The sequence below is a fragment of the Candidatus Skiveiella danica genome (assembly GCF_022705245.1).
Classification (GTDB): Bacteria; Pseudomonadota; Gammaproteobacteria; order Burkholderiales; family Burkholderiaceae_C; genus Skiveiella; species Skiveiella danica.
Window position 1 is genome coordinate 89,533 of record NZ_JAKJEW010000005.1, and the last position, 18,456, is coordinate 107,988.

17 protein-coding genes are annotated in these 18,456 nt (G+C 66.9%); 2 read left to right on the forward strand and 15 right to left on the reverse strand.

Annotated features, from left to right (window positions below):
* Nucleotides 1-22 precede the first annotated feature (22 nt).
* The 4 genes from ACMUOY_RS04445 to ACMUOY_RS04460 all read right to left on the reverse strand — a co-directional run bounded on the left by ACMUOY_RS04445 (nucleotide 23) and on the right by ACMUOY_RS04460 (nucleotide 3,584).
* Nucleotides 23-1,024, reverse strand: coding sequence for an LLM class flavin-dependent oxidoreductase (locus ACMUOY_RS04445; protein ID WP_413891488.1), 1,002 nt, complete (start codon nucleotides 1,022-1,024; stop codon nucleotides 23-25).
* A gap of 39 nt (nucleotides 1,025-1,063) precedes the next feature.
* Nucleotides 1,064-1,996: a tetratricopeptide repeat protein gene (locus ACMUOY_RS04450; protein ID WP_413891489.1), complete on the reverse strand. Its 933-nt coding sequence runs from the start codon at nucleotides 1,994-1,996 to the stop codon at nucleotides 1,064-1,066.
* A gap of 200 nt (nucleotides 1,997-2,196) precedes the next feature.
* On the reverse strand, nucleotides 2,197-2,856 hold the full coding sequence (locus ACMUOY_RS04455; RefSeq protein WP_413891490.1) for a glutathione S-transferase family protein: 660 nt from the start codon (nucleotides 2,854-2,856) through the stop codon (nucleotides 2,197-2,199).
* A gap of 32 nt (nucleotides 2,857-2,888) precedes the next feature.
* Nucleotides 2,889-3,584 (reverse strand): HAD family hydrolase, encoded by a 696-nt coding sequence (locus ACMUOY_RS04460; protein ID WP_413891491.1) that lies wholly within the window; start codon nucleotides 3,582-3,584, stop codon nucleotides 2,889-2,891.
* A gap of 69 nt (nucleotides 3,585-3,653) precedes the next feature.
* Here ACMUOY_RS04460 and hemH point away from each other — a divergent pair, with 69 nt between their 5' ends.
* Complete coding sequence (hemH, locus tag ACMUOY_RS04465) at nucleotides 3,654-4,745, forward strand: ferrochelatase (RefSeq protein WP_413891492.1); 1,092 nt, start codon at nucleotides 3,654-3,656, stop codon at nucleotides 4,743-4,745.
* A 154-nt stretch (nucleotides 4,746-4,899) separates the two neighbouring features.
* On the opposite strand, the gene ACMUOY_RS04470 is transcribed toward hemH, so the two are convergent.
* The 11 genes from ACMUOY_RS04470 to ACMUOY_RS04520 all read right to left on the reverse strand — a co-directional run bounded on the left by ACMUOY_RS04470 (nucleotide 4,900) and on the right by ACMUOY_RS04520 (nucleotide 17,662).
* Nucleotides 4,900-5,769 (reverse strand): alpha/beta fold hydrolase, encoded by an 870-nt coding sequence (locus ACMUOY_RS04470; RefSeq protein WP_413891493.1) that lies wholly within the window; start codon nucleotides 5,767-5,769, stop codon nucleotides 4,900-4,902.
* A 96-nt stretch (nucleotides 5,770-5,865) separates the two neighbouring features.
* The gene (locus tag ACMUOY_RS04475; RefSeq protein WP_413891494.1) at nucleotides 5,866-7,638 is read right to left on the reverse strand and encodes a carboxylesterase/lipase family protein; all 1,773 of its coding nucleotides are present in this window, start codon (nucleotides 7,636-7,638) and stop codon (nucleotides 5,866-5,868) included.
* Nucleotides 7,639-7,669: 31 nt separating this feature from the next.
* A complete protein-coding gene (locus ACMUOY_RS04480; RefSeq protein ID WP_413891495.1) occupies nucleotides 7,670-8,740 on the reverse strand; it encodes a branched-chain amino acid ABC transporter permease in 1,071 nt (356 codons plus the stop codon).
* A 94-nt stretch (nucleotides 8,741-8,834) separates the two neighbouring features.
* Nucleotides 8,835-9,818 (reverse strand): branched-chain amino acid ABC transporter permease, encoded by a 984-nt coding sequence (locus ACMUOY_RS04485; RefSeq protein WP_413891496.1) that lies wholly within the window; start codon nucleotides 9,816-9,818, stop codon nucleotides 8,835-8,837.
* Between the two features lie 91 nt (nucleotides 9,819-9,909).
* Nucleotides 9,910-10,635, reverse strand: coding sequence for an ABC transporter ATP-binding protein (locus ACMUOY_RS04490; protein ID WP_413891497.1), 726 nt, complete (start codon nucleotides 10,633-10,635; stop codon nucleotides 9,910-9,912).
* Nucleotides 10,632-11,426: an ABC transporter ATP-binding protein gene (locus ACMUOY_RS04495; RefSeq protein ID WP_413891498.1), complete on the reverse strand. Its 795-nt coding sequence runs from the start codon at nucleotides 11,424-11,426 to the stop codon at nucleotides 10,632-10,634. The genes ACMUOY_RS04490 and ACMUOY_RS04495 overlap by 4 nt, the downstream gene beginning before the upstream one ends.
* A gap of 167 nt (nucleotides 11,427-11,593) precedes the next feature.
* On the reverse strand, nucleotides 11,594-12,784 hold the full coding sequence (locus ACMUOY_RS04500) for a substrate-binding domain-containing protein (protein ID WP_413891499.1): 1,191 nt from the start codon (nucleotides 12,782-12,784) through the stop codon (nucleotides 11,594-11,596).
* 217 nt (nucleotides 12,785-13,001) lie between these two features.
* Nucleotides 13,002-14,540 (reverse strand): sigma-54 interaction domain-containing protein, encoded by a 1,539-nt coding sequence (locus ACMUOY_RS04505; RefSeq protein ID WP_413891500.1) that lies wholly within the window; start codon nucleotides 14,538-14,540, stop codon nucleotides 13,002-13,004.
* 127 nt (nucleotides 14,541-14,667) lie between these two features.
* The gene (locus ACMUOY_RS04510; protein WP_413891501.1) at nucleotides 14,668-16,179 is read right to left on the reverse strand and encodes a tripartite tricarboxylate transporter permease; all 1,512 of its coding nucleotides are present in this window, start codon (nucleotides 16,177-16,179) and stop codon (nucleotides 14,668-14,670) included.
* Nucleotides 16,179-16,694, reverse strand: coding sequence for a tripartite tricarboxylate transporter TctB family protein (locus ACMUOY_RS04515; protein WP_413891502.1), 516 nt, complete (start codon nucleotides 16,692-16,694; stop codon nucleotides 16,179-16,181). The genes ACMUOY_RS04510 and ACMUOY_RS04515 overlap by 1 nt, the downstream gene beginning before the upstream one ends.
* Nucleotides 16,695-16,702: 8 nt before the next feature.
* On the reverse strand, nucleotides 16,703-17,662 hold the full coding sequence (locus tag ACMUOY_RS04520; RefSeq protein ID WP_413891503.1) for a Bug family tripartite tricarboxylate transporter substrate binding protein: 960 nt from the start codon (nucleotides 17,660-17,662) through the stop codon (nucleotides 16,703-16,705).
* A gap of 99 nt (nucleotides 17,663-17,761) precedes the next feature.
* On the opposite strand from ACMUOY_RS04520, the gene ACMUOY_RS04525 reads away from it, so the two are divergent.
* Complete coding sequence (locus tag ACMUOY_RS04525; protein WP_413891504.1) at nucleotides 17,762-18,448, forward strand: response regulator; 687 nt, start codon at nucleotides 17,762-17,764, stop codon at nucleotides 18,446-18,448.
* Nucleotides 18,449-18,456 lie beyond the last annotated feature (8 nt).

The window sequence follows — 18,456 nt, forward strand, 5'->3', positions numbered from 1 at the left end:
GTCGCCGACAACCGGCGCTGCCTCAGCGCATCACTTGCGCGGCGATGTCAAGCGAGCGCAGGCGCAGTGCCGGGTCGAACACGTCGCAGACCAACATGAATTCGTCGGCCTGCGTGATTTCTGCCAGGCGCGCGAGACCCGCGCGCACGGTGTCCGGCCCCCCGATCACGGCCGCCGCCAGGAAATCGGCAATCGCCGCGCGCTCCTGCGGGATCAGCCCCGCCATGAAGTCCGCCACCGGCGGCTGCAGGCGCTGCCGGTCGCCGGTGAGGATGCCCAGCACGCGCTGGTAGGTGCTGCTGGCCAGAAACTCGGCCTCGTCGTCGGTGGGCGCGGCGATCAGCGGCACGCCGATCACCACATAGGGCTTGGCCAGCGTGGCCGACGGCCGGAACAGGCCCCGGTACAGCTCCAGAGCCTGCAACAGCAGCCGCGGCGCGAAGTGCGAGGCAAAGGCATAAGGCAGTCCGCGCTCGGCCGCCAGGCGCGCCGAGAACAGGCTGGAGCCCAGCAGCCAGATCGGCACCTGGGTGCCCGCGCCGGGCATGGCCACGATGGGCTGGCCGCCACGCACCGGGCCCAGCAGCTGCTGCAGCTCGGCCACGTCGCGCGGGAAGTCTTCCTCGGTTTCCACACGATCGCGCCGCAACGCGCGCATGGTGACGCGGTCCGTGCCCGGGGCGCGGCCCAGACCCAGGTCGATGCGGCCCGGGTACAGCTCGGCCAGGGTGCCGAAGGCTTCGGCCACCACCAGCGGCGCGTGGTTGGGTAGCATCACGCCACCCGATCCCACGCGCATCGTGCGGGTGCCCCCGGCGATGTGCCCCACCAGCACCGCGGTGGCGGAGCTGGCGATGCCGGCCATGTTGTGGTGCTCGGCCAGCCAGTAGCGCTTGAAGCCGAGCGATTCGGCATGCTGCGCGGTGCGCAGGGCGATGGCCAGCGCGTCGGCCACCGTGCCGCCTTCGCGCACGGCGACCAGGTCGAGCATGGACAAGGCGATGTCAGGCAGTGTTTGGGTCATGGGGCGATTGTCAGGGGCAGGGGCCGGCGATGCTGGCGCTCAGGTATCCCAGTCGCCGCCGCCGTCGTCGCTGCTCGCCAGCGAGGCACCGTCGTCCCAGCCGCCCGCGTCGCGGATGCCGAAGTTCTCCCCGCCCAGGTCGGCGTTGCGCGCGAAAGCGCCCTCGTCCAGGCCACTGCCGGCGGCGGGGTGCGGCGCTCGCTCGCCGTGGTCGCCCATCAGGCTCTTGCCGATGGCCTGCGCGGCGACCACGCCGGCGCCCACCGCCAGGCCGGTGGCCAACCCGCCCATGACCTTTCCCCCCAAGCCGCTGCCCGGCGCCGGCCCATACGGGGCCTGGCCAGAGCCTGGCGCGGCGGAGACGTCGGTGCCAAAGGTCTGCGGACCGCTCAGGCCGCTGCCCGCCGCGGCGGGGCTGCCATATCCCGCCTGTGGCGCGGGAACCGGAGCCGGCTTGCGCCGCACCAGATAGATCGCCAGGGCGATCGCCGCGCCGCCCAGCGCGATGCCCAGCCCTATCTGCGAGGACGAGGCCGGCGCGGGCGCCGTGGACACCGCGAACGGCGCCGCCTGGGGCGCCTGGGCCATGGCGCCGGGCTTCACTGCGGTGGCCGGTTGGGCCACCAAAGCGGCACGCAGGCTCTGCACGGCCTCCGGCTTGGCGAACGGCAGGCCGGGCGCCAGCTTCTCGGCCTCGGCCAGCGCCTCGCGGGCACGGGCGATCTGGCCCTGGCGCGCCGCCAGCTCCGCCTGCACGAAATGGGCCTTGGCGCTCTTCGGGTGCAGCACCAGCACCTGCTGGATCATGGTCTGCGCCTGCTCCAGGCGGCCAGCCTGCGCCGCGTCATAGATCTGCTTCAGGGTGGGTTCGGCCTGCGCCATCGCGCCCAAGCCAGCGCCCAGGGCCGCACCCAGCAACACCGCCACGGCCAGCCACCGGGCCAAACGCTGCATCAGGGATCGATTCATCATGGGTTGCGCCTTCTTCAGGGATGTCGTTACCGGCTGGAGATGGTGCCGCGCGGCCAGAAGACAAGCGCTCGGCAAGGTCGACGTGTTAGGACTGCTGGAAATCACTCCCAATTCAATAGCAATAAATGACCATTTGACGATGGGTATTGGCCAAATTTTCTTCAAAATCGACCGAAAGGCGCTTTGGCAGGCGCCAGGCGTCAGTCCGCGTGCGTTTCACCCCGCAGCGCCCGGTACGCCGGCCGCTCCATGCAGGCCCCGAGCCAGGCATTGACCCGGGGATGAGCGGCCATCAGTTCACGCGCGGGTCGCGCCCAATTGAGCACGCTGGCCACGCAGAGATCGGCCACGGTGAAGCGCTCGGCGGCGATGTGGGCCTCGCCGCGCGCCTGCTGCGCCGCCAGGTGCTGCTCCAGCACCCGCAGTGGCACGTGCAGACGGCGCTCGGCCACATCGGCCAGATCGGGCTTGCGCTGATCCGGCGGCATGGCCAGGCGATGCATCAACACGGTGAGCGCGTCTTTCTCCACTTCGTTGACGGTCCACAGGCTCCAGCGCAGCGCCTCGGCATCTTCGCGCGCCGTGGCCGGGGTGAGGCTGGCGCCATCGGCCACGCCGTGGTGGCGGGCGAGGTACAGCGCGCAGGCCATGCTTTCCCACACCACCACCTCACCCTCCGGGCGATGGTCGATCACCACCGGGATGTGGCCGTTGCGGTTCAGCGCCAGGAACGCCGGCGTGCGGGTGGCACCGCCCTGGTAAGGCGTGGGCACGTGCTCGAACGTCAGCCCCAGTTCGGCGGCCACCCACAGGGGGCGAATGGCGCGGGAGGCGGTGATGCCATGGATCGTCAGGCTCATGGGATGCAAGCGGTGGGATCGGGGTCAAGGCGTCAGGACAGCAGCTCGCACAGGCTGCGCAGTTCGGCCACGGTCACGTGCGGCGCATGCACCGGGTGCTCCCAGGCGTGGCCACCGCGATTGACCCAGGCCATTTGCATGCCGGCGTTCAGCGCGCCCACGCCGTCAAGGTGCGCATCGTCGCCGATGTGCAGCACCGCCTCAGGCGAGGCACCCGCCGCCCGTGCGCCGACCTGGAACATGCGCGGATCCGGCTTGCCCACGCCGAGCGTGGTGGCGCTGAAGGCAGCGCAAAAATGATGGCCGATGCCCACGCGCTGCACATCCGCGTTGCCGTTCGACAGCGCCACCAGCGGGTAGCGGCTGCTGAGAAACGCCAGTGCCGGCAGCGCATCGCCATAGAACTCGACACGCTGGCGCTCGGCGAAGAAGGCATCGAAGGCGGGCTCGGCCAGCGCCGGGTCGTCGCCGGCGCGCATGAGCATCACGCGGATGGACTCGCGGCGCAGCGCGCTCATGTCGTGCGCCAGGTCGGGGCGCTGGCTGTTCATCTGCTGGCGCACCTCGCGGATCGCGCCGGGTGCGGCGCACAGGGCCGCGGTGGCCGGCGCGCGCTGCCCCAGCCAGGCCTGCAGCGTCGCCTCGGCGCGCCGGATGGTCGGCCCGATCGGCCACAGGGTGTCATCCAGGTCCAGGGTGATGGCGCGGATGCGGGAAACGTCGAGCATGGGCGTAGGCAAGGCTGGGCAAAAAGGGCGCGCGCCGCGCGGGTGAAAGGGCTTGCGGGAGAATACCGCATGCCGTTTAAAAAAGAACCCGCCTTCCAGCATGGCCAGGCCGAGCGCACCGCCGTGCTGCTGTGCAACCTGGGCACGCCCGACGAGCCCACCGCGCCCGCCTTGCGCCGCTACCTGGCCGAGTTCCTGGGCGACCACCGGGTGGTGGAGATTCCCCGCCCCATCTGGCGGCTGATCCTGCACGGCATCATCCTGCGCACCCGCCCCGCCAAATCGGCCAGGAAATACGCCTCGATCTGGACGCCCGAGGGCTCGCCGCTGAAGGTGTGGACGTCCAAGCAGGCCACCCTGCTACGCGGCTGGCTGGGCGAGCGTGGGCATCTGCTCACGGTGCGCTATGCGATGCGCTACGGCAACCCGTCGATCGCCAGCGAGCTGGACCAACTCAAGGCCGAAGGCGCCACCCGCATCCTGATCGTGCCGCTGTACCCGCAATACAGCGGCACCACCACCGCCAGTGTGTTCGATGCCGTCTACACCTGGGCAGCGCAGGTGCGCCACCTTCCCGAGCTGCGCTTCGTGAACCGCTACCACGACGACCCCGCCTACATCGACGCGCTGGCGCGGCGGGTGCGCGACCACTGGATGAAGAACGGCCAGGCCGAGCAGCTGGTGATGAGCTTTCACGGCGTGCCTGAGCGCACGCTGCACCTGGGGGACCCCTACCACTGCGAGTGCCTGAAAACCGCCCGCCTGCTGGCCGAGCGCCTGGGGCTGGCCAAGGACCGCTACCGCGTGACCTTCCAGTCGCGCTTCGGCAAGGCGAAATGGCTGCAGCCCTACACCGAGCCGACGCTGGTGGCGCTGGCACAGGGCGGCGTGAAGTCGGTGCAGGTGATCTGCCCCGGCTTCACCGGCGACTGCCTGGAAACGCTGGAGGAGATCGCCCAGGAGGCGCGCGAGGCCTTCCTGCACGCGGGGGGCCAGAGCTTTGACTACATCGCTTGCCTGAACGACAGCGACGCCTGGATCACCGCGCTGGCCACCATCGCCGAGCGCCACCTCGCCGGATGGCCCACCCGAGACAAGCCGGATGAGGCCGCGCTGGCCGCCTCGCGCGCGGCGGCGCTGGCGGCGGGGGCGTCGCGCTGAGGCTGCGAATCACTCCTGAAACAGTAGCTATTCATGACCATTTGACGCTGGGAAATCGCCAATTTGGTCCAAAAAAGGTGACGCCGGGACGGTCACACGCCGGTTTCGGGCACGGTGCGGATCCGCCACCCGCCTTTTTCGCAAAGACGGCTGTTCAGGCCGACGCTTCGATGAAAGCCGTCACCTGCTCCAGCTGATCGGGCACGTTCAGCGCGGGCGCATGGCCGCAGCCGGGCACCTCCACCACCTGCAGATGCCCGCGCAGGGCCGGGCCGCGGCGCTGCATCTCGGCGATGGTCTCGGGCAGCACGAGGTCGCTCACCGCACCTCGCAGGCACAGCACCGGAATCTCCAGCGCGTCGTAGTGGTCCCAGATCCGGTAATCGTCCGGGTGGTCGGTGAACTGGCGCACCATGGCCGGGTCGTAATGCGGCGTGACGCGGCCATCGGGCAGGCGGCGCGTCGAGGTCTCGGTCAGGCGGCGCCATTGCGCATCGCTCAGCCAGCCATAGGGCGCGTACACCTGGCGGAAGAAGGCTTCGAGCTCCAGCACCGTGGCAAATGCCGGCGGGCTGCCCGCGTAGGCCTTGATGCGCTCGATGGCGGGCTGCGCCAGTTGCGGCGCGTTGTCGTTCAGCACCAGGCTGCGGATGCGTCCCTTGAGCGAAGGCTCGAAATAGCCCGACGCGCACACCATGCCGATGGCGCCGCCCATCGAGGTGCCGACCCAATGGGTGGACGCGATGCCGAGCTGGTCCAGCAGCTCACGCGCCAGGCGGGCGTAGAACGCCAGGCAGTATTCGTGCTTCGGGTCCGGGCTCCACTGCGAAAGGCCGCGGCCCAGCGTGTCAGGGCAGATCACGCGCCAGCCGCGCTGGCTCAGGTGCTCGGCCAGTTCGTCCATGTCGCGCCCGGTGCGGGCCAGGCCATGCCAGGCGATCACGGTGCCGGCGCTGCCCGCGCCCCATTCGGTGAAATGGATCTCGCGTCCGGCGCAGGTCAGGTAGTGTGAGGTGTATGGCATGGAGTAATCCTCCTTGTTCTGATCTGTGGCATGCCGTGCGGTGCTGCTTCGGCAACTTGCGCCGGGCCTTGTCGGGCCCGGCCCGGCGCAAAGGGCTTACTCGGCGCGGATCGACTTGGCGCCAAGGCTCGCGTCGAACACCATCGTGCGCGGCCATGGGGCCCAGGAAGCGCCCAGCGCTGCATGGTTCGGGTCGCCGTTGCGCGCGAAGCTCGAAATCGTCTGCATCATCGCGTTCGAGAGTTCAACCCGGCCAGGGCGATTCGCCGTGCTGAACCAGACGTTGCTGAACAGCGACGGTCCGAAGTTGCCGAAGATGAAGGGCAAGTCGACCACGTGCACCGCGCCGTAGATGTCGTTCCACGGGGCCGGTTGCTTGTCCCAATCGAAACGGTAGTACCAGACGTTCTCCTGCTTCGTCTTCAACGCGTTCAGCACGTTGTCCCGGCTGTTCAGGAAGAAGATGCGGTTGAGCGACTCCGCGCGGGCCGTGAAGCCCGTGGTCGGCGCGCTCACCGGCAGGTAGGTCGGAGCGATCCACTGCTCCACCGTGGTCTGGGCGGCGGCGTTCGGGTTGTAGCTGAAGTGGTTGGTGAACAGTTGCGCGTCCGTCACCAGGCGGGCATTGCCCGTGCCGCCCACGAGCGGCAGGAACGAGGGGAACAACTTGCCTTCGTCCCGCGTGTTGCCCGCGAGCACCGGCACCTTCACATAGTTGCCCGCATTGATCGCGCCGATCGGGTCGCTCGCCACGACCGCGCCATCGGGAATCGGGCCCGATCCGGCAAGGCCCAGAGCGGCCAGGCGGGTGAGCAGCGTGGTGAACAGCTGCGAGGGCGACTTGCTGCGCACGTAATCCGCGATCTGCGCGTGGGTCCGGCTGGCGATGTAGGTGTTGGCCGAGGCGGTATCGGTCGCCAGGCCGTCACCGATCACCAGGTTTTGCAGCAGCGCGTTGCCCTGGGCCAGGTACACCGATGCCGGGTTCAAGGTGGGCAGGCTGCCGGCTGGCAGGTTGGTCGCCAGCGAAATGCCGCCCGACAGGGGCATCACGCGGTGGAACAGCTTCGGATTGGCGGCCGTCATCAGCGGCGACGTCTGCAGCGCCCAGACGTTGATCGCGCCGGCGGACTGGCCCACCACCGTGACGTTGTCCGGATTGCCGCCGAAGGAGGAGGAATTGGTGCGCACGAACTGCAGCGCCTTGATGCTGTCGAGCATCGTGAAGTTGCCGGAGTCTGTGGACGCGTCGCCCGTCTTGAGCTGCGGCAGATTCATGAACCCCAGAATGCCCAGCCGGAAGTTGGGCGTGACCACGATCGCGTTGGCGGTCCTGGCCAAGGCCGCGCCGTCATACATGGGGTCGGCGGTGTAGCCCGAGACGTTGCTGCCGCCGTGCAGGAAGACGATGACGGGCAGGTTCGACTCGTTGCTGGCGGGACGCCAGACGTTGAGGTACAGGCAGTCTTCGCTGCCGACGGCCTGGTTCAGCGTCGTTGCGATGGTTTCGTCGTGCTTGTTGTTGCTGCCGGGGCCGTAGATGCGGCCGTACTGCGCGCAGGCATTGGCGAAAGCCGTCGTGGTGCGGGGCGTGGCCCATGCCTCGGGTTCCTGCGGCGGCTGCCAGCGCAGCGCGCCCACGGGTGCTTTCGCATAGGGGATGCCTTTCCAGGAGTAGGTTGCAGAGGCGATGTCCACGGCCCCGCGAATGTCTCCCAGATGGGTCTTGCGCAGCAGCGGGTCGTTGCCGCCGTCGCCGCACGCCGAGAGCAGCAGGGCGGCACCGATGGCGCCTGCCCAGGCCGCTGCCCGGGTCCTGAGGCCTGTGGGCCGCTTGTGAGAAAGCGTGGTTCCTGATTCAGTGGTCATCGCCGATGTCTCCTCTTGGGTGGGTTGAAATTCAGGCAGTGGGCGCGCGCAATGCACGCAGCCGGCCCACCACCCCGGTCGGGAAGTAGTAGACGGACAACACGAACAACAGACCGAGCCACAGCAGCCAGCGGTCAGGCGAGAGCAGGGCCGCCAGCATCGGGACGCCGGAGGCAGCCTCGCTGCCCAGGCGCAGCAGGTCCTGCAGGTAGCTCTGGGCGATCAGGAACAGCACGGCGCCGATGGCCGCGCCGTAGATCGTGCCCATGCCGCCGATCACGACGATCAGCAGCACGTCCATCATGATTTCGAAAGACAGCGAGGTGTCCGGTCCGTTGTAGCGCAGCCAGACGGCCAGCATGGCGCCGGCCAGCGTGGCGAACAGGGCCGACAGCACGCTCGACGTGGTGCGGTACACCACCACGCGGTAGCCGATGGCCTCGGCGCGGAACTCGTTCTCGCGGATCGCCTGCAGCACGCGGCCGAAAGGTGAATTGACGATGCGCAGCATGGCCAGCATCAGGACCACCGCGCACACGAACAGGCCGTAGTAGGTCAGCAGCCGCCCGTCGACCGACACGCCCAGAAAGGGCTGCTCCAGGAACTCGTGGCTCGGCATCAGCAGTTCGGGCACCTTGAAGCTCAGTCCGTCCTCGCCGCCCGTGAAGTCCGACATCTGCGAGGCGAAGGTCTGGAAGGCCGCGGCCACCGCCAGGGTGATCATGGCAAAGAAGATCGCGCGCACCCGCAGCGAGAACAGGCCCACGGCCAGCGACAGCCCGAAGGACAGCACCAGCGACGCGCCCAGGCCGATGGCCAGCGCCTCCCAAGTCGGCCCCAGGCGGGTGCTGGCCATGGCGATACCGTAGGCGCCGATGCCGAAGAACATGGTGTGCGCGAAGCTCACGATGCCGGTGTAGCCCAGCAGAAGGTCGAAGCTGGCCACCAGCACGACGAAGACCAGCACCTTGGCCGCCACGCTGAGCGCCTTGACGCCCGGGAAGATGAAGGGCGCAAATGCCAGGCCCAGCAGGATGGCCGCGAGCAGCACCGCCAGCAGGCGGCTGCGCGGCAGGTCATTGGAAAGAATCCGGTTCAGCATGGTGAGCGGCCTCCCGCCGGGCCGCCCCAAGGGAGGCCAGCCCCCTCGGGGGGCAGCGAATACACGAAGTGATGAGCGTGGGGGTACATGGTCTTCAGCGGTTCGCCACCGGATAAACGCCCTGCGGGCGCCACAACAGCACCACCACCATCAGCAGGATGTTGGAGAACAGCGCCACCTTGGGCGCGACGAAGCCGGTGTAGTTGGCCATCAGGCCCACCAGCAGCGAGCCGATCAGCGCGCCCCCGGTGGAGCCCAGCCCGCCGATGATGATGACGATGAAGATCAGGATGTTCACCTGCGCGCCCATCTGCGGCGTGACGCTTTGCTGGTACAGACCCCACATCACGCCGCCCAGGCCCGCCAGCGCGCTGCCGAACACAAACACGCCCACAAACAGGCGCCGGATGCGGTAGCCCATCGACTCGACCATCTCGCGGTCCTGCACGCCGGCGCGGATCAGCAGGCCGATCTTGGTGCGGTTCAGCGTCCAGGCCAGCAGCGCGAAAACCAGCAGGCCCACGCACACCGACACCAGCCGGTACTTCTCGATCGCGGCGTCGCCCAGCAGCAGCGAACCCCGCAGGCCTTCAGGCAGCGGCAGTGCAATCTGCTGCGGCCCCCAGATCACCTTGATCAGTTCCTCGCCGATGATCATGCCGCCCATCGTGATCAGGATCTGCTTGAGGTGCTGGCCATAGACCGGGCGCACGATGAAGCGTTCGAACGCCAGGCCGACCGCGCCAGCCACCAGCATGGCCACCAGCATCGCCGGCAGCAGCGCGAGCAGGTTGCGCCAGAGTTCCTGCGAGCCGGTCCAGTCGCCCATGGCGCCGAGCACGGAGGTGGCCACGAAGGCGCCCAGGGCGATGAAGACGCCATGCCCGAAGTTCAGCACGTCCATCAGGCCGAAGATCAGCGTGAGGCCTGAGGCGATGACGAAGATGATCATGCCCATGGCCAGGCCGGCCACCGTGAGCGTGATCCAGGTCGAACCCGAGCCCACCAGCGGCAACGCAGCCAGGGCCAGCAGCGGCACCAGGGCCAGGGGCTTCCAGTCGAAGTCGAGCGCCTTCATGCCGCACCTCCCCGACCCGGGAATCGTTCAAAAAATATAGCGCCAGATGACCGAAGGACGCTGGGAGAGCAGGGATTTGTCATGAAAATCGTCATAGCGCCAGTCCCAGCAGCGAGGTTTGCAGCGATTCGTCCTGCGCGAAGGCCTGCATGGCGCCGGCATGGACGACAACGCCGTTCTCCATCACCGCCACCGTGTCGCCCAGCCGCTTGGCAAAGTTGATGTTCTGCTCGACCAGAAGGATCGTCACGCCGCTGGCCTTGAGTTGCTCGAACGCGTCGATCATGTTGTTGATGATGGCCGGCGCCAGGCCCTTGCTCGGCTCGTCCACGATCAACAGTTCGCGCGGCTCCACGATGGCGCGCGCCACCGCCAGCATCTGCTTCTGCCCGCCCGAAAGCTTGCCCGCCGGGTGGTTCCAGAACTTCTCCACCGCCGGAAACAGCTGGAAGATCCACTGCAGGCGCTTGTCATCCATCTGCTCGGCCCGCTTGGCTGTGCGCGCGGCCAGCAGCATGTTTTCGCGGACGGTCAGGTCGGAGAAGATGCCCATGTTCTCGGGCACGTAAGCGATGTTCAGGCAGGCGATCTGCGGCGTGGACAAGCGGGTGATGTCCTGGCCGTTGAACCGGATGCGCCCCTTGGATGCGGGCCACAGGCCCATGATGGTGCGCAGCGTCGTGGTCTTGCCGACGCCGTTGCGCCCCAGCAGCATGGTGAGCTGGCCGCGCGGCACAACCAGGTCCACGCCATGCAGGATGTGGTACGCCCCGATGTGGGTGTGCACGCCTTCGAGGGTGAGAAGAGCGTCGCTCATGCGGCCTCCTGATGCGGGACTGGCGTGGCGCCGGCCTGCGGGGCGACACCGAGATACGCCTCCTGCACCACCGGCGAGGCGATCACTTCGGCCGGCTCGCCGTCGGCCACCAGCGCGCCGTTGTGCAGCACGATGATGCGGTCGGCCAGTTCACGCACCACGTCCATCTTGTGCTCCACCAGAAGGATGGTCTTGGTCTTGTCTTTCTTCAGCGCGCGGATCAGGTCGAGGATGACAGGCGCCTCGTCGTGGCTCATGCCGGCCGTCGGTTCGTCGAACATGTAGACCAGCGGGTCCAGCGCCATGAGCAAGGCCACCTCGAGCTTGCGCTGGTCGCCATGCGGCAGGCGCGACACAGGCGTGTCCTGTTTGTCGGACATGGCGACGGCCGCGAGGATCTCGTGCGCGCGCTGCGTCAGCGCGGCGTGGTCGCTCCAGATGCTCCACAGGTTCAGTCCGCGTCGGTGCGGGCCGTCGTGGGCAGCCTGCACGGCCAGCCGCACGTTCTCGAGCACCGGGAGATTGGGAAACAGGTTGGTCAGCTGGAAGGCGCGTCCCAGGCCGGCCCGGGTGCGGGCCGACGCCGACAGACCGGACAGCTCGCGCCCGTTCAGACTCACCGTGCCTGCCGAGGCCTTGAGCTGGCCTGAGATCAGGTTGAAATAGGTGGTCTTGCCGGCACCATTGGGGCCGACGATGGCGGTCAGCGTGCCCGGTTCGAAGCGGCACGAGACGGCATTCACCGCGACGTGTCCACCGAAGCGGATCGTGAGATCTGTGGTTTGAAGCATGGCAACCAGCCCGGCAGGTTCCAGAAAAAAGAACGGGAGCGGCGCAGCGCGCAGGGGTCAGGTGGGGGGCGCACAGCGGGCAGTGCGCAGAGACTGGAACGAACTCCAGTACGTGAGGTTCTCGCGCACTGCGCAACGACGCATGGCCGCTGCGCAGGCGCCGAACATCAGCGCTTGTTGCGGATCGGAATGGCCATTTCGCTGGCGGGGATCTCGCGCACCAGCTCGGGCACGCCCCAGGCGAAGGCCGGATCGTTCTTGATCTTGAAGTGGTACATGTCCTGCATGGCCTGGTGGTCTTCCTTGCGGAAGGTCATCTTGCCCTTGGGCGTCTCGAAGCTCATGCCTTCCATGGCCGGGATCAGCTTGGCCGCGCTGGCGTCGCCATTGGTCTTCTTCAGTGCTTCCACCACGGCGATGGCCGCGCTCATGCCGCCGGCGGTGAAGAAGTCAGGCGGTGCCTTGAACTGCTTGTAGTGGTTGGCCACCAGCCATTCGTTGACCTTGTTCTTCGGGATGCCGAAGTAGTAGTACAGCGCACCTTCCATGCCGGGGTACTGCTTGTAGGCCACCATCGCGGGCAGGATGTTGCCGCCGGTGGCCATCTCGATGCCGTATCGCTTTTGCAGCTCAAGCTCGGCGAACTTGCTGAAGGGCGACGGTGCACCGGCCCAGACCACCCAGACATACTTGCGGCCCGGCTGATCCTTCATCTTGTCGACCAGGCGTTGCAGCCCGGCCGTGAAATCGGTGGTGCCTGCCGGCAGGTATTCCTCGTGGACGAACTTGCCCTTCTTGATGTATTCCTTGAAGGCCTTGACACCGTCGCGGCCGAAGGCGTTGTCATTGGCCAGCGTGGCGATCACGTTGCCCGGCTTGTCCAGGGCTGCGGCGTTGGCGGCGGCGTCCTGCGAGCTGTTGCGCCCGGTACGGAAGATGTACTTGTTCCACTTGTCACCGGTGATCGAGTCGGCCACCGCCGGCTCGACCAGCAGGACCTTCTTGTATTCCTCGGCCACGGGCAGCATGGCCAGAGCCACCGGCGAGGCGGTGGGGCCCACCGCGATGTCGGCCTTGTCGTCGCCGTAGGCGGCGGCCAGCGCGGCCTTGCCCACGTCCGGCTTGCCCTGGTCGTCCTTTTCGATCACGACCAGCTTCTTGCCGGCCACCATCATCGTGCCGCCCGTGGCGTAATCCAGACCCATGTTGAAGCCGACGATGGTCTGTTTGGCATAGGCCTCCAGCGGGCCGGTCTTGCTAGCGATGACGGCGATCTTCACTTCTTTGGACTGGCTGAAGGCCGGTGCTGCAATCGCAGCCGCCAGAACCGCGAGAGCCATCAGTTGACGACGTTGCATGAAAAGTCTCCTGTAGTTGCTGGCCATGACTGTGCATGCATCATGCCAACTTGGAAAGCCTTGATTTCATTGGAATTTTCAATGAACTTTGGATCATATGTCTTATTATCAGACATTGAAGTTGTATGTATTTCAGCCATCTGCCTGAAATCTGATCAGGGTTATCCCTTGACATCAACGACCCGTCATCGGACAGGTTCAGGCTGTGCCAATCGATTCAGGCGCCCGCCTCATCCGCGGGGCGCAGGCGTTCGTACAGCTTGGCGCGCGATATGCCCAACAGCCGGGCCACCGCCACCTTGTTGCCGCCGCACCGGTCCATCGCGGCGGCGATCGCCGCCCGCTCAAGTTCGGCCACCTGCTCGTCCAGCGGGCGCAGCAGGTTGGGGGACACCGGCGCGCCCGAAGCGCCGGCCGGCTTCAGTGCCAGCCGGAACGCGTCGTCCGCCGGGCCAATGCGCGCACCCGCCGTCTCGCGCAGCACGGCCTCGATCTGCTCGCGCCCGAGGAAGTGCGAGTCGGCCCGCATGGCCGCCTGTTCCAGCACGTTGCGCAGTTCGCGAATGTTGCCGCGCCAGGGCTGTCGGGCCAGCAGCGCCAGCGCCTCGGAACTCAGTTCGGGGGGTTGTTCGCCACTTCGCAGCGCCATGTCCTCCCCGAGAGCCTCGACCAGCGCCGCCAGGTCTTCGCTGCGCCCGCGCAGCGGTGGCACCCGGATCGGCAGCACGTTGAGGCGGTAATACAGGTCTTCGCGAAAGTTGCCTTCGCGCACCAGCTTCACCAGATCGCGCGAGGTGGCGGCAATGACCCGGGCGTCGAACGGAATCAGCTTGTTGGAGCCCAGCGGCTCGATTTCCCCCTCCTGCAGCGCGCGCAACAGCTTGGCCTGCAGCGCCAGCGGCATGTCACCGATCTCGTCGAGGAACAGCGTGCCGCCATCGGCCAGGCGGAACTTGCCGTCACGCCCCTTGCGCTCTGCGCCGGTGTAGGCGCCAGGCGCCACACCGAAGAACTCCGCCTCCAGCAAGGTGTCTGGCACCGCGGCGATGTTGACGCTGATGAACGGGCCCTGCGCGCGCGCCGACGATGCATGGATGGCATGGGCCAGCAACTCCTTGCCGGTGCCGGTCTCGCCCAGCAGCAGCACCGGGCTGCTCGACTGCGCCGCCCGGCGCGCCTGGCGCTTGACCTCGACCGCCGCCGCGCTGGTGCCCACGAAGCTGGTGAAGGTGTACTTGGACTGCCGCTTGCCCGCGCTGTGCTTCAGCCGCTGGGTGGCCAGTTCGCGCCGCGCTTCGTCAAGGTCGCGCTGCGCCAGCGAGAACTTGGCGATCAGCGGTTGAAGATTGGTCTCGGGCTGGTCGAACAGCACGATGCCCAGCGCGCCGATCACCGCGCCGTCGGCATCGCGCAGCGGAATGCGGCTGACGACGAAGGTGCCGGCGCGGTTGGACAGCAGGTCGATCAGGATCGGCTTGCCGGTTTCGAGCACCTTGTGCATCTGGGTGTTCTGCACCACGGCCGACACCGGATGGCCGACAAAATCCTCTTCGCGCGTGAACCCCAGCGCCGGCAGGAAGCGGCGGTACTGGTCGTTGATCCAGACCACGCGGGCCTCGCGGTCCACCAGCAGCATGCCCTCGCTGGCGTTGGCGAACAGGTCGAACATCGAGCGTGCGGCCAGCTCCAGGATGCTCTGCGCGTCCCGCGGGAGATCCCGCTGGGACACCGGCAAGCGGGGCATGGGGGTGTTCATGCGGCGATGTTACCGCGCCGGACGCACGAGTAACCCCGCCTTCTTTCCGCCGAAATTACTCCTGAACTTGTAGCTGCTCACGACCGTTTCACGCTGGGATCAGGCACTTTATCTCCTGAAAATGAGATCAGACGGCCCTCGCAGCAGCCTTTCGGCCCTGCCACCAGCTCACCACGCGCGGGAGGATCAGCACCGACAGCACGATGAACAGCAGCGTCAGCGACATCGGGCGCTGCAGGAACACCATCGGACTGCCTTCGCCGATCGACATGGCGTTGCGCAGCTGGGCCTCGGCCAGCGGCCCCAGGATCATGCCCACCACCACGGGCGCCGTCGGGAAGTTGAAGCGCCGCATGATCAGACCGATCACGCCGATGGCGTACAGGAGGAACAGGTCGAAGGCGCTCTGGCGCATGCCATAGGCGCCCACCGTCGCGAAGATCAGGATGCCGGCATACAGCTGGGGCTTGGGCACCTTGAGCAGCTTGACCCAGAAACCCACCAGCGGCAGGTTCAGCACCAGCAGCATCACGTTGCCGATGTAGAGCGAAGCGATCAAGGCCCAGACCAGCGCCGCCGAACTGCTGAACAGTTGCGGCCCGGGCTGGATACCGTAGTTCTGAAACGCGCCCAGCATGATCGCGGTGGTGTTGGAAACCGGGATGCCCAGCGTCAGCAGCGGAATCAGCGCGGTGGTCACCGTCGCGTTGTTCGCCGCTTCGGGGCCAGCCACCCCCTCAATCGCGCCCTTGCGGCCGAACTCTGCCCTGTCGGCCTCCTTGGCCAGCTTTTTCTCGGCGGCGTAGCTCAGGAAGGTCGGAATCTCGGTGCCCCCGGCGGGAATGCAGCCGAACGGCGCGCCGATCGCCGTGCCCCGCAGCCAGGCAGGGATCGAGCGGCGCCAGTCGTCGCGCGTCATGGTCACCCGGCTCATCTTGTTCTCGGACTCGACGATCTTGCCCTCGAACAGGACCGCATGCAGGGCCTCGGCCACCGCGAACAGGCCAACCGCCACCAGCACGATCTCGATGCCGTCCAGCAGTTCGGGCACCCCGCCGGTGTAGCGCGCCTGGCCGGTGATCTGGTCCAAGCCGATCAGGCCCACGGCCAAACCGACGAACAGGGAGGTCAGCCCACGCAAGGTGCTCTGCCCGAGCACCGCACTCACCGTGGTGAACGCCAGCAGCATCAGCATGAAATATTCCGGCGGGCCGAGCTTGACCGCGAATTCGGCCACCACCGGCGCAAACAGGGTCACCACGATCGTGGCGATCGTGCCCGCGACGAACGAACCGATGGCGGCCGTGGCCAGCGCCGCACCGGCACGCCCGCTCTTGGCCATCTTGTTGCCTTCCATGGCCGTGACCATGCTGGAGGTTTCGCCCGGGGTGTTCAGCAGGATCGACGTGGTCGAGCCGCCGTACATGGCACCGTAATAGATGCCGGCAAAAAAGATCATCGACGCCGTCGCATCCACCTTGGCCGTGATCGGCAGCAGCATGGCCACTGCCGTGGCAGGACCGATACCTGGAAGCACGCCGACGGCGGTGCCCAGCGCACAACCGACAAACGCCCACAGCAGGTTGACCGGCGTGCCCGCCGTGACAAAGCCCTGAATCAGCTGGCTCCAGATATCCATCACAACCACCCGCTTTGTGTCAGGCCTGGCAGATTGATGGCCAGGAATTTCGTGAACATCCAGTAGACCGGCGCCGCAATCAGCAATCCGGTGACACCGTCCTGGACCCAGGTCCTGAGGCCGTCCGTCGCCTGGCCTTCCGCGTTGCGCATGCCCCGCGCCGCCAGCACAAAGCACAGGGCGCAACTGAAGATGAAGCCGATCGTGGTCAGCAAAGCCGCATTGGCCAGCAAGCCGGCGGACATCCAGACGAAGCCGGGCCAGTAAGCTTGGTCGCCTGGCGGGCCTTCTTCCATATGGCGGAATCCGCCAGTGCGTGCTTCATAGAGCATGAAGCCCCCGCACAAGAACAGCGCCCCCGAGACGAGCCACGGCAGGAAATTGGGACCGACACCCGCATACCCGGCCGCGGACGGGATGCTGACTGCGCCAAAGGCCAATCCGAGGGCGATCGCGACCACCCCCAGGCCCACCAGCGCATGCAAGAAGGACGGGTTGCGCTTGTCTTGAGCCATGACGCTTCTCAGATCATGCCGGACTTCACCATCGTGGCGCGCAGCGAGGCAAAATCATTGTCGACGAACTTGGCGAACTCGGCGCCGGTCAGCAGCGCAGGTGTCCAGCTGTTCTTTTCGAGCGCCTCGGCCCATGCCTTGGACTTGGTGGCCTTGACCACCATCTCGATCAAGGCCTTGGCCTGATCCGGCGTGATGCCGGGCGCGCCGTAGACACCGCGCCAGTTACCAATCTCGACGTTGATGTCCTGCTCTTTGAGGGTCGGCACATTGACCCCCTTCAACCGGGTGCCCGATGTGACAGCCACGGCCTTCATCTTGCCTGCGGCGATGTACTCGGAAAACTCGCTGTAACCGCTGCCGCCGATGGTCACGTTACCACCCAGTATGGCCGCCGTGGCCTCGCCGCCCCCACGGAAAGCCACATAGTTGATCTTGGAGGCATCGACGCCCGCTTCGCGCGCGATCATGGCGGCCGCGATGTGTTCAGTGGAGCCCCGCGACCCGCCGCCCCATTTGACGCTGCCAGGATCCTTCTTCAGTTGTTCGATCACTTCCTTCATGGACTTGAAAGGGGAGTTGGCGGGCAGCACGAAGACGTTGTATTCACTGGTCAACCGCGCCAGTGGCGTGGCGGTACTGAGGTTTACGGGGGGCTTGCCAGTGATGATGCCACCCAGCATCACCTGGCCCATCACCATCATGGCGTTCGGATCACTCTTGCTGCCATTGACAAATTGGGCCAGGCCCAGGGCGCCAGCGGCGCCGCCCTTGTTGTCATAAGTCACCGTATCGGCCACCTTGGCATCCTGCAATGCCTTTCCGAGCGCACGTCCCGTGGTATCCCAGCCGCCTCCAGGATTGGCCGGAATCATCATCTTGATGTTGGCTCCGGCCAGTGCCGAAAGGGGAAAGCCGCCCGAAACGGCCAGTGCAGCCATGGATTTGAGAAAGGTGTCGCGACGCATGAGTATCTCCTTGGTACAGATGAATAACCCACCGATCATGCGGCCGAAAGCTGTCAAACGGCTGTCCGGTGTATCAGGGAAAGTGCTAATGTCGCCCCCATGAAACTGCTGCTGGTCGAAGACAACCCCACGATGCAAACCACGCTGCAGCGCAGCTTGTCGCGCCGCGGCATGGAGGTGGCGACCTGCGGCGATGGCGGTCTGGCCCTTGAGAAATGGCCCGCGTTTCAACCCGACGTGGTCGTGCTGGACCTGACCCTGCCCGGTCTGGACGGCCTGCAGGTGCTGCAGCGCGCGCGCGGCAAGGGCTGGGCCACCCCGGTGCTGATCCTGACCGCGCGCGGCACGGTGGGCGACCGCATCATCGGCCTGAACACCGGCGCGGACGACTACCTGCCCAAGCCATTCGACCTCGATGAACTGGAGGCGCGGGTGCGCGCGCTGGCTCGGCGCGCCGGCGTCCGCCCCCCCGCCGGCGACGATCCCGGCGCATCGGTCAGCCTGGGCAGCCTGCGGCACGACCGCCACAGCGGCGCCATTTACTGCCGAGACGAGGTGCTGGATCTGGCCCCGCGCGAACTGGCCCTGCTGCAGGCCCTGATGGCCCGGCCCGGGCATGCGGTATCAAAGGAGCATCTGTTCGAGCAGGTCTTCCCGGGCGCCGAGGATGTGCAATACGAGGCCATCGAGGTCGTGGCCTACCGTCTGCGCAAGAAGCTGGCGCACAGCGGCGTGATGCTGGTCACGCTGCGCGGCCTGGGTTACCTGCTGAAGGTTGCGACGTGAGCGAACCC